At 70.8% G+C, this 4,684-nt stretch carries 5 protein-coding genes; all 5 read right to left on the reverse strand.

What is annotated here, in order from left to right:
• Window positions 1-396: 396 nt before the first annotated feature.
• Entirely contained in the window at window positions 397-1,356 is a 960-nt protein-coding gene (locus tag ACR2JA_RS10740; protein ID WP_434009075.1) for a threonine dehydratase, read from the reverse strand.
• Window positions 1,353-2,075: a VOC family protein gene (locus ACR2JA_RS10745; RefSeq protein ID WP_434009076.1), complete on the reverse strand. Its 723-nt coding sequence runs from the start codon at window positions 2,073-2,075 to the stop codon at window positions 1,353-1,355. The genes ACR2JA_RS10740 and ACR2JA_RS10745 overlap by 4 nt, the downstream gene beginning before the upstream one ends.
• Window positions 2,072-2,947: a PhzF family phenazine biosynthesis protein gene (locus tag ACR2JA_RS10750; RefSeq protein WP_434009077.1), complete on the reverse strand. Its 876-nt coding sequence runs from the start codon at window positions 2,945-2,947 to the stop codon at window positions 2,072-2,074. The genes ACR2JA_RS10745 and ACR2JA_RS10750 overlap by 4 nt, the downstream gene beginning before the upstream one ends.
• A 14-nt stretch (window positions 2,948-2,961) precedes the next feature.
• Window positions 2,962-3,579, reverse strand: a complete 618-nt coding sequence (locus tag ACR2JA_RS10755) for a glutathione S-transferase family protein (RefSeq protein WP_434009078.1) — start codon at window positions 3,577-3,579, stop codon at window positions 2,962-2,964.
• Between the two features lie 10 nt (window positions 3,580-3,589).
• A partial coding sequence (locus tag ACR2JA_RS10760) for a PLP-dependent aminotransferase family protein (protein ID WP_434009079.1) occupies window positions 3,590-4,684 on the reverse strand: 1,095 nt, incomplete at its 5' end.

Below are 4,684 nucleotides of genomic sequence, written 5' to 3' on the forward strand. Positions count from 1 at the left end.
CCTGTGAACAGCCGGGCGGGGACTGCGTGCCTCCCGACGCGGCCAAGGAAGAGCACTTCGAAGCGGAGAGGCTCAACCAGCTGGTCGGGAAGTAGACCCACCCCCGCGCCGCCTGCGGCGTCACCCCCTCAAGGGGGCGATGCGAGTGGCCCGGCGAAGCCGGTTCCACCGCATCCTTGAAGCGGGCACGAGCTCCGGATGCGTCGTGGATCGAGGGGAAGTGGTTTCAAGGGCACCGCGGAACCGGCTTTGCCGGGCCACACGCATCGCTCCCTGGGGGGCTGAGGGCTGCGGCTCCAAGTCTGCCTGCGCAGACTGGGACAGCCCGAAGTGACACCGGCTCTGACGGTGGCGCGGCCTGCAAGGCACGCCGCAGGCGGCGCGGGGGGGATTCTTCTACCCCGCGAGCACCTTGGCAAAGGTGGCGCTGTCGACGTTGCCGCCGCACAGCGTGACCCCCACGTTCAGCCCCTGGAGGCTTTCTTTTTCCTGCATCGCCGCCGCAAAGGCCGCGGCGCCCGCGCCTTCGGCCACGTTGTGGGTGTCGGCGAACAGGGCGCGCATGGCGGCGGCCACTTCGTCGTCGGTCACCTGCACGATGTGATCGAGGTGCGGCGCCAGCACGGCCAGCGCCTGCGCGTCGGCCACGCGGCAGGCCATGCCGTCGGCCAGCTGCGTGGTGACCGGCGCTTCGACCACCCGTCCGGCGGCGATGGAGTCCGCGTAGGTGGTGGCGTGCGCGCTGACCACGCCGACGATGCGCGCCGGGTGGCCCAGCGCCTGCCGGGCCGCGACCGCCGAACAGGCGCCCGAACCCTGGCCGATGGGCACGTAAACCACGTCGAGCTGCGGCACCGCCTTGAAGAATTCCCACCAGTAGGTGCTCACGCCGCGCAGCAGGTCGGTGTGGAAGCTGGGCACCATGTGCGCGCCGCGTTCGGCGGCCAGGCGCTGGGCGTGTTCGCGGCTGTCCTGGAAGTCGTCGCCGTGTTCGATCAGCCGCACGCCCAGCGCGCGCATGGCGGCGTTCTTTTCCAGCGAATTGCCGCGCGGCACGACGATGGTGCAGTCCACGCCGTGCGCGCGCGCCGCCCAGCCCATGCTCTGGCCATGGTTGCCGCGCGTGGCGCTGATCACCTCGCGCGGCAGTTCGCCGCATTGGTGCAGCTGGTCGAAATAGGTCAGCCCGCCGCGGATCTTGAACGCGCCCACCGGCGTGTGGTTCTCGTGCTTGACCCAGCACCCGGTGCCCAGGCGTTCGCTGAGCAGGGCCCAGCGGTACTGCGGCGTGGGTGGGAACGAGCGGTAGACCACCTGGGCGGCGGCTTCGATGTCGGACAGGCTGGGCAGGCTCATGTGGGGGTGCTCGGGTTCAAGACCAGGGGGTGGCCGGTGGCGGTGTGCAGCTCGGCCCGCAGGCCGGCCGGGCCGGGCTGCACGGCCACGCCATCCAGTCCGTCCAGGCTGTTCAGACCGATGGCGGTCAGCGCGGCCCGCAGCCGGTCGGCGTCGGGGTGCTGCAGCGTCAGGCCTTGCAGGCGCAGGTCGGCGTCGGTCATGCCGTCGGCGGGGTGCGTGTCGCCCCACTGGATCAGCGTGGGCAGCGCGCCGCCGAACAGGCGCTGGCCGTCGTCGCGCACCGTGATGCGCCAGCGCAGCAGGCCCTGCGGCGTGGGGCGCGAGGCTTCGATGACGGGGCCACGCTCGATGCCCAGCGCGCGCAGCTGGGCACAGGCGGCGTCGAGATCGGGCACGCTGGCCACCCAGTGGACCAGTTGCGGTCCTTCGTCCTGCAGCCGCTGGCGCAGGGTCGGGTCGTCCAGGTCGAACCAGCGCCGCAGCGGCGCGGCCCGCGTGGGCGTGGCCGCCGGGTCGATGGCGATGATTTCCAGGTAGGCCTGCGGGTGCCCGGCGCTGTGCAGGCGCAGCAGCCGGTTGTGCGTGCCGAACAGCGCGTGCGCGCCGCCCGGGCCGGGCGTTGCGCCCAGGGTGGCCTCGCACCAGGCCACACCCTCGGCCAGGGTGGCCGCTGCCACCACCAGGTGGTCGATGTGCGCTGCGCCCAGCGCCTTCACAGCTGCACCGTGCCGCTGACGCAGCTGACGCTGGCGCCACCGACCCAGACCGTGCCGTCGGCGTCGCGCTGGATGTGCACGCGGCCTTCGCGCGCCAGGGCCGTGCCCTGGGCCGCCACGTAGCGCTCGGGCGCCAGGCCAGCGCCGATCAGCCACTGCGCCAGCGCGGCGTTCAGGCTGCCGGTCACCGGGTCTTCGGCCATGCCGTTGTTGCCGGGGAAGAAGGCGCGCACCTCGAACTGCGTGTCGCCCGCGTCTTGCGGGCCGACCACGCCGACCTTGCCACGCGGCCCGACCACGCCGATGTCCAGCCCGGCGAGGATGGTGGCGTCGAGTCGCAGCGCCAGCACCTGTTCCGCGCTGCGCAGCATCACGCCACGCCAGTTGGGGCCGTTGTCGCACCAGGCGTGCGCGGTGATGTCCTCGCGTGCCACGCCCAGGCCGCGGGCGATGAGCTGCACATCTTCTTCAGACAGCGGGCCGCTCTTGATCAGCGGAGGCGCCGCAAATGCGAGTCGCGCGCCGTCACGTTTGATCTTCACCAGCCCCACGCCACATTCCTGCACCACATGCTCGCCGCGCGGCACGCCGCCGGCCTGCAGCCAGGCGTGGCAGCTGCCCAGCGTGGGGTGGCCGGCAAACGGCAGCTCCCGGCCCGGGCAGAAGATGCGCACCCGGTAGTCGGCCCCGTTGGCGCGACCCTCCTCGGTGGGCGGCAGCAGGAAGGTGCACTCCGACAGGTTGGTCCAGTTCGTGAAGTGCTGCATCTCGGCTGTGGACAGGCCGGCACCGTCGAGCACCACCGCCAGCGGGTTGCCGCGGTAGGGCGTGCTCGTGAAGACGTCGACTTGCTGGAACGGGCGTTGCGGCATGAAAACTCCGAGGGTCAGGACAGGGGCAGGTCGAGCACGCCGCGGCTGGCCGGCATCGCCAGCCAATGGGCGTACCAGCGTTCGAGGTGCGGCCAGTCGGGGCGCTGCAGGGGCAGGCCCCACCAGCGGTGCACTTCGCAGGCGATCGGGATGTCGGCCATGGTCAGCGCGTCGCCCGCCATGCATGGCTGGCGCGCGAGGTGTCTGTCGAGCTGAGCGAACAGTGCCTCGGTCGCCGCCACCGAGGCCGCGATGGCGGCCGGGTCGCGCTGCGCCTCGGGCGTGCGGATCAGCTGCTTGAAGCCGGGGCTGCCGGCGGGGTTGAGCGTGGTCTGCTGCCAGTCCATCCAGCGTTCGGCGTCGAAGCGTTGCCGGATGTCTTGGGGATAGAGCGCCGAACCCTCGCGGGCACAGAGGTAACGCACGATCGCGTTCGATTCCCAGAGCGTGAAGTCGCCGTCTTCGAGCAGCGGCACCAGGCCGTTGGGGTTCTGGCGGCGGTAGTCGGGTGTGTTCACCACGCCGTAGGACAGCCCGGCATCGATGCGTTCGAACGGTAGGCCGAGCACCTGCGCGCACAGCACCACCTTGCGCACATTGATCGAGCTGATGCGACCCCAGAGGCGCAGCATGGCTGGAACCTCAGTTCACCGCTTCGCGGATGGCTTCCGCCAGGGCCTTGATGCCGATGTGGATCTGCTCCACGCTGGCCGTCACGAACGACAGGCGCAGGGTGCGCGGGTCGGCGTGGTCGGCGTAGAACGCGGCGCCGGGCACGAAGGCCACGCCCTTGTCCACCGCCTTGGGCAGCAGCTCCACCGCGTTCAGGCCTTCAGGCAGGCGCACCCACAGGAACATGCCGCCGTCGGGCGAGTTCCACTGCACGTCCAGCCCCGCCATGTCGGTGTTGAGCGCGTCCAGCATGGCCGCGCACTGGCTCTTGTAGAGCGCGCGGATGTTGGGCACATGGCGGTCGATGAAGCCGTCCTTGAGCACCTCGGCCACCATGCGCTGGTTGAAGGTCGGGCTGTGCAGGTCGGCCGCCTGCTTGGCCTGCAGCAGTTTGGGCATGATGGCCTTGGGCGCCACCACGTAGCCCAGGCGCAGGCCGGGCGCCAGCACCTTGGAGAACGAGCCCAGGTAGATGCAGCCCTCGGGGTTGCGTGCGGTCAGCGGCTTGGGCGGCGGCTGGTCGAACCACAGGTCGCCATAGGGGTTGTCTTCCACGATGGGCAGGCCCGCGGTCTGGGCGGCGGTCACCAGCGCGGCGCGGCGCGGCTCGCTCATGCTGCGGCCGGTGGGGTTCTGGAAGTTGGGCAGCACGTACAGGAAGCGGGCACCCTTGGCCTTCTGGACCAGATCGGCCACGTCGATGCCTTCGGCGTCGCTGTTGATGCTCACGATGGTGGGTTCCATGGGCGTGAACGCCTGCAGCGCGCCCAGGTAGGTGGGCGTTTCCACCAGCACGGTGCTGCCTTCGTCGATCAGCACCTTGGCCACCAGGTCCAGGCCCTGCTGGCTGCCGGTGGTGATGAGCACCTGATCGGGGCTCACGTCCCAGGGCAGCTGACCGGCGATCCACTCGCGCAGCGCGGGCAGCCCTTCGCTGGACGCGTACTGCAGCGCGGCGTTGCCGTCGGTCTTGAGCACGGTGGCGCAGGCGGCGGCAAAGGCCTCGACGGGAAAGGTCTTGGGCGAGGGCAGGCCGCCCGCAAAACTGATGATGCCGGGCTTCTC

The sequence above is a fragment of the Hydrogenophaga sp. genome (genome assembly GCF_051007235.1).
In the GTDB taxonomy this organism is placed as follows: domain Bacteria; phylum Pseudomonadota; class Gammaproteobacteria; order Burkholderiales; family Burkholderiaceae_C; genus Hydrogenophaga.

Coding starts and splice junctions, on each gene's coding strand:
- ACR2JA_RS10750 (WP_434009077.1), bottom strand. CDS start 2,947: ATGCCGCAACGCCCGTTCCAGCAAGTCGACGTCTTCACGAGCACGCCC.
- ACR2JA_RS10755 (WP_434009078.1), bottom strand. CDS start 3,579: ATGCTGCGCCTCTGGGGTCGCATCAGCTCGATCAATGTGCGCAAGGTG.
- ACR2JA_RS10740 (WP_434009075.1), bottom strand. CDS start 1,356: ATGAGCCTGCCCAGCCTGTCCGACATCGAAGCCGCCGCCCAGGTGGTC.